Source organism: Mesorhizobium sp. BHbdii, assembly GCF_053848045.1.
Genome location: NZ_JBSPKX010000096.1, coordinates 1 through 574 on the forward strand (window position 1 = coordinate 1; position 574 = coordinate 574).

The window sequence follows — 574 nt, forward strand, 5'->3', positions numbered from 1 at the left end:
TTGTCCTCGTCTGTTTAAATGAAGCAAGGAATTGGGCGATGCGGCCATGCAGCGGCATTCGCTGTCGGATGGATGAGTTGAGCTGGAACTCATTCGTTCTAACGATGCCAGCGCCGACACGGTCGCGTACGACACGGCAAAGCCAGTCAGCAAACAAGGGGGCTGTGTTGGAGACGTCGGGGCGCCCGCGTTTAGAGAGCCGTTTTCCACGCGCCTTGCCATCCGTTGGCGGACCGACAACGGATCAAGAGGTTGTGATCCTGCGCGGCAACGGCCCTCCTGACGGCTTCACGTGGAAACAGGCCTCCACTCGCCCTCTGGACATGGGCGGACCCACCAGCCGCCTCTTCCCGCGGATGGGCGATGACTTCTCCGAAAAATCGGCATTCTCGCACCTGAAGCGGATTGTCGAAAAATACCCGGACAAGATCGCGATCAGTGACGGCTCTACGTCCCTCAGCTTTTCGGAACTGCTCAACGCGGTCCAAAACCTGGCGGGTGCGATTGATGGTTCGACCCCACCAGGCAAGGCGGTCGGGATCCTCATCGGAAATACGCTCTGGTATCCGGTGGC

General features: G+C 59.4%; 1 pseudogene. It reads left to right on the plus strand.

Features of this window, described 5'->3' with window-relative positions:
• Positions 1-254 precede the first annotated feature (254 nt).
• A pseudogene (locus ACWTU8_RS32030) lies at positions 255-574 on the plus strand (AMP-dependent synthetase); the annotation flags it as partial.